Source organism: Microcystis sp. M20BS1 (assembly GCF_020245305.1).
In the GTDB taxonomy this organism is placed as follows: Bacteria; Cyanobacteriota; Cyanobacteriia; order Cyanobacteriales; family Microcystaceae; genus Microcystis; species Microcystis ichthyoblabe_A.
Genome location: NZ_JADBUZ010000147.1, coordinates 1 through 5,040, shown reverse-complemented (window position 1 = coordinate 5,040; position 5,040 = coordinate 1). Strand labels below are relative to the sequence as shown.

Below are 5,040 nucleotides of genomic sequence, written 5' to 3'. Positions count from 1 at the left end.
TTTGCTAATAAACATAGCAAAATTATAGATGATTTCCTGACCTAAGATCACATTTTATTCTTTTTTCCACTTCAATCTAAGAATTGAGAAAAAAGCAAAACCTTATATTATACCATAAAAAAATTATGCAAGAGGTCTATAGAAGTTGCTTGAAGCATAATTGTTTTATCTTTATGCTTGACAAACTTATTTTTACACAAATTGGTATTAATGAGCATTCCATAATTTGCAGAAGTTAACCTATCTAATCTATTTAGCGTTCCTGAATTTTATTCAATCGTTACAACCCTTCCATCGGGTCTTTTAATTGAAATAGTTTCTGTTAAAAAATTTGAGCCTTCTAGAAATAATACATAGGGAAAATGAGATTCAGATAACATCAAATTAGCGATTTCAGATATGTTTTTATGGGATCTTTCTATCGCATTACCAGCAGCCATCAAATCTTGATCATTTTTTGCTCCTACAAGTTTTCCTGCTTTGATGTTTTCAATGTCTTTCCCCTGATGTTTAGCTTCCGAAACTAAAACGATTCTCCAATTACCGTTATCATCTTTTACTTCTATTATTCCACCATCGGGTATAATACTTGAATTTGATACAAAAAGTGTTTGTCCTAATTCTGGGTCAATTTTCTTTAATGCTTCGTTTATTTCTTCTTTTTTTATGCTCGTTTTGTATTGAAAAGATAATTGAGGAAACTCCTTTTCAAGCTGTTCAATTACAAAAAGTGAAATTTTTCCAACAGTTATGTCGTGTGATTTTGCTTCATCTCCAAATATACCAACCACACCTTTAGACTCTTTATGTTGATTCGTTAATCTTTTTGATTGATTCTTTTTAGTCATATTGTGCCTTTTCTTTACTTAAATCTTCCACTTTCTGCTACAGATAATGTATGTATAACTAAAAATTATACGGAAAATTTCTGGATAACACTCCTCAGACTAACGATATGGGTTAACTTTCGGCATATCACTCTATTTAGGCGCAATCGCCAGAACTTTTCCCTATATCACGCCCAAAAGCCTGTTAGCCAGATTAGCATATTGTCAAAAACCTTGTTTAACTAAATTTCTGACAACTAGGCTGATTCTAGCGACGATTATTTGATCTGACCGCACCCCTTAACAAAAATTTATAATTATTCGATTGGTTTAACTGTCGGGGGACTCTGTAAAGATTTTTTACTGGGAAATCCACACCCACCAACAAACTTTTTGCCGCAAACTCTAATTCAACCTTTTGCTCCTGTACTTTTAGCAGCACAGGAGCAAAGCTGAAAATAAAAATTAATAATTGTCCTCATCGGTGATAACTTCCACGGGAATCACTTCTTCTAACACTTTTTCCTGCATTTCTTGGCGACGAATTGGTATTTTGGTTTTTTCCAATTCAGGTAAAGCGACCAATTCCCGTTGTTTTTCCCGGACAGTATTGGGTAATAACATCGGTAAAGGTTCGGGGGTTTCTAACCAGTAGCTGGCCACCGGTAGGGTATGTTCTAAATCTTCCAATAAACGGGGAATAATCATCACCGCGTGCAGTTCACCGATTTTCTCTGCTTCCCGCATTCCCGCATCAATGGCTACGGCCACATTAGCGACGGAACCCCGGATAATGGCCGTACACAAACCATCCCCAATCGTTTCGTAGGAAGCTAACTGCACATCGGCCGATTTTAACATGGCATCGGCTGCTCCCACCATAGCAGGAAAACCGCGGGTTTCCAAGAGACCGATTGACATATTGCTCAGTTTGCTGAAACCCCGTTGACTTTGGGCAATTTCGGCTAAACGGCTACCAATTGGGAAAATTACCTCTAAATTGGGCATCGGTCGGGGAATAACCGATTTAGATACCAATTGTCCGAACTGTGCGGCGGTTTTTGCCCCTTCTTCCACTGCTAAACGCACATCGGCAATATTACCACGCACGATCGCCGTACAGTGACCACCGCCAATTTTTTCGTAACCCACGAGGGTAACTTCTGCCGATTTTAGCATCATATCCGCCGTCCCGACGATCGCCGGAAAGCTGAGGGTAGAGACTAAACCCAAGGCACTATCTTTGGGGTGACGCTTGGTTTTCATCGTCCTTTGACCGGGGTTAGTTGTGGACGAGGGGGGAATGCTTCCATTAACTCTTAATCTAGACATTGAAGATAAACTTGCCCTAACAGGTACGAAGGGGGTGATTGTCAGCTATCCTGTTACTATCTAGTCTATCCTGTTAACCTTAATTGCTATTGAAGATTTTTTAGGGATTAGATAAATTTTAGTTATTGTAGCTTGACCAAGTTGTCTATGACAGAACAGCCTCGCAGTACAGATGATCGAATCAGCGAAACGGAAGCGACCGAATTAATGCGCTCGCTGCTTCATAAGGAAGGAAATTGGGTGAATTGGGGGCAAAAATGTCAAAAACTGCAAAAAGCTGGCTACGATTCCCAGTTAATTTTTGAACAAACCGGGTTTCAAAATGCCCAACAAAATTTAATTATTGTCGCTGCCCAAGTTTTTGAGAGTTTAATCAAAGCGGGGGCAGCTGAAGATTTATTAAGTTACTACATCGGGCCGCGCAGTGATGTGCTATACGAATTACGGATTCTCAACCAAGAACAAAGATTGGGGGCAGCGAAATTAGCGGCAGAAAAAAGGATTGAGGTGGCCGAAGCACACGATATCGCCAAAGCTATCCAAGATTTTTCCCGTTTATCCCAGATTCCCAGTGAATTTACCCGTCATCCTGGAGATGCGATCGCTTATCAGTGTTGGAAACGGGGCAAACAAAAGCGGGATTTAGCCGAAAGAGCGAAATTAATCGCTAAAGGTTTGAAATTTGCCCATTCTGACTCGGCCAGACAGGCGATCGAGTCCTTACTACAAGATTTTACCGTTACTCCCTCCCGTAGCGCACCGTTGCTACCCGTCCATCGTTTACAGGATGAGGACGAATTAGCCAGAATTATCCCTTTAGTAGGAAGATTTCCGGTGACGGTAACTGATATAAAACACACAGAAAGTTTGAGCGTCGAGGAACCTTTTCGACTGGTAACGGTGGGGGATAAACAAACGATTGTGCCTCTCCCCGGTTGGCAAGCAATTCTCAAGGCGATCGATCCTGTAGCTATTTTATGGCCTAGTGATCAATTACCTCGATCGATTGCCACTAGGTCTGAGGAAGTGTTATTAGTAATCGATCGAGTTTTGGCCGAATGGGACGTGAACAATTATTATCTAGTGGAGAGGGATAATTCTGTCTCTTTACAATGGTTTGATAGTTCCCCCGATGTCACCATACTAGGTGAATTGATCTTGATTTTAAGAGCCAAAAATATCCTCGATGAAAACAACATCACCGAACCCTGGCAAATGGACGACTAAATCAGTGATCAGTGATCACTGATCACTGATCAGGTTTAAGCTATTAGTTATGAGTGGGAACAAGAAAATAGATATAGCAGTTTTCATCAGAATGAGGTATGAGCAAGGAGCTTAAACCCTTTGTTGGCAAAACTTGTCGATACCTCAGTAACGTGAAAAGCACTATAAACTGATAACTGATAACTGATAACTGATAACTGATAACTGAATATATGCGTGCAGTAATTTGTGGATATTATGGGAGAGGAAACGGAGGAGATGAGGCATTATTAGTGTCTCTATTGCAGATGTTACCCTCAGCAATTAAACCTATTGTTTTGTCAAATAATCCCAAAGAAACCAGTCAACGTTATGGGGTGGAAACCTGTCCTAGTCGGGATTGGTGGCAAGTTTTTCAAACTCTTAAAAAAGCCGATATATTTATCTGGGGTGGTGGCAGTTTAATGCAGGATGTCACCAGTTTTGCCAGTCCAATTTATTACGGTGGTTTAATGGCTCTTGCTCAATTATTGGGCTTAAAAACTATTGCTTGGGGGCAGGGAATTGGACCATTAAATAGACCTTTTACCCGTTGGTTAACCAAAAAAGTCTTAAAACAATGTAGTTTAGTTACTGTGCGCGATGATATATCGGCTCATTTAGTGGCTGATTGGGGTATTAGTCCCATTGTTGCCCCCGATCCAGTATGGGCTTTAGAAGCTCAATCAGTCAAGGGGTTATCGGATTTACCCGCCCCAAGAATCGCCGTCAATTTACGTCCCCATCCCCTATTAACCCCAGCAAAATTAGATAAATTAACCCAAGCTTTAATTCATTTGCAAACCAGTACGGGGGCTTTTATTCTCTTAGTCCCTTTTCAAAAGTCGCGGGATTTGCCTCTCTGTGAAGCTGTAGCACGTCAATTAAGGGAAAATTATCAAATCATTAGCTTAGAGGATCCAAGACAGTTAAAAGGCTTATTTCGCGGGGTAGAAATGGTGATCGGAATGCGCTTTCATAGTTTAATTATGGCCGCAGCAGAAGATTGTCGTTGTTTTGCCCTTAGTTATGATCCGAAAGTGTCGCGATTAATTGCCGAAGTACCGATGCAGGGTTGGGAATTAGATCAGTTACCAGAAACAGTTAATGATATTAGTAATGCTTGGATTAATTTTTATGCCAATGGAGAGGGATTAACCAGCGATCGCAAACATTTTTTAATCGATCGAGCTTTAATTCATCGAGAAATTTTATCTAGATTGGTGAGCTAATTTTTATGTCGAGTGCTATTACCGAAGCGATCACGACTTCACGACTATTGCCCTGGGTGAGACAAGATTTGGCTCTACCGAACCTGTCATGTAAAACTATCAACAACTTATGCTTGTAAAGCTTGTACACTAAGGCTTTGAATTTTTGTTAGATTGATATTTATCAACTTTAGAGCATTGCTGTGCAGAGAGGGAGCTTGAGGAATTTTCTACAGTGTAAGTTCGGAAGAACCGAAAAAGAAAGAGTCGAAATGGAGCAAAAAGTAAGCGTGGAGAGATTCCAGGGCGTGTAGATATCAGCGAGCGACCAGCAATTGCTGACCAGAAAACCGAAATCGGTCATTGGGAAAGTGACACAATGATTGGAGGCAATCATCTAGGAGTTCTCGTTACTCATGTAGATA

At 40.5% G+C, this 5,040-nt stretch carries 3 protein-coding genes and 2 pseudogenes; 3 read left to right on the top strand and 2 right to left on the bottom strand.

Annotated elements, in window-relative coordinates; all coding sequences use genetic code 11:
* Positions 1-107: 107 nt before the first annotated feature.
* Positions 108-848, bottom strand: a pseudogene (locus tag IM507_RS14970) (EcoRI family type II restriction endonuclease).
* 444 nt (positions 849-1,292) lie between these two features.
* Positions 1,293-2,093, bottom strand: a complete 801-nt coding sequence (locus IM507_RS14965) for a carbon dioxide-concentrating mechanism protein (protein WP_002753877.1) — start codon at positions 2,091-2,093, stop codon at positions 1,293-1,295.
* 213 nt (positions 2,094-2,306) lie between these two features.
* On the opposite strand from IM507_RS14965, the gene IM507_RS14960 reads away from it, so the two are divergent.
* From IM507_RS14960 to IM507_RS14950, 3 genes and pseudogenes are all read left to right on the top strand, one after another.
* Positions 2,307-3,386 carry a RuBisCO accumulation factor 1 gene (locus IM507_RS14960; protein WP_069475555.1) on the top strand — a complete coding sequence of 360 codons (1,080 nt, stop codon included), beginning with the start codon at positions 2,307-2,309 and terminating at the stop codon, positions 3,384-3,386.
* Between the two features lie 212 nt (positions 3,387-3,598).
* Positions 3,599-4,636: a polysaccharide pyruvyl transferase CsaB gene (gene csaB / locus IM507_RS14955; protein ID WP_123229882.1), complete on the top strand. Its 1,038-nt coding sequence runs from the start codon at positions 3,599-3,601 to the stop codon at positions 4,634-4,636.
* A gap of 235 nt (positions 4,637-4,871) precedes the next feature.
* Positions 4,872-5,040, top strand: a pseudogene (locus tag IM507_RS14950) (IS30 family transposase); the annotation flags it as partial.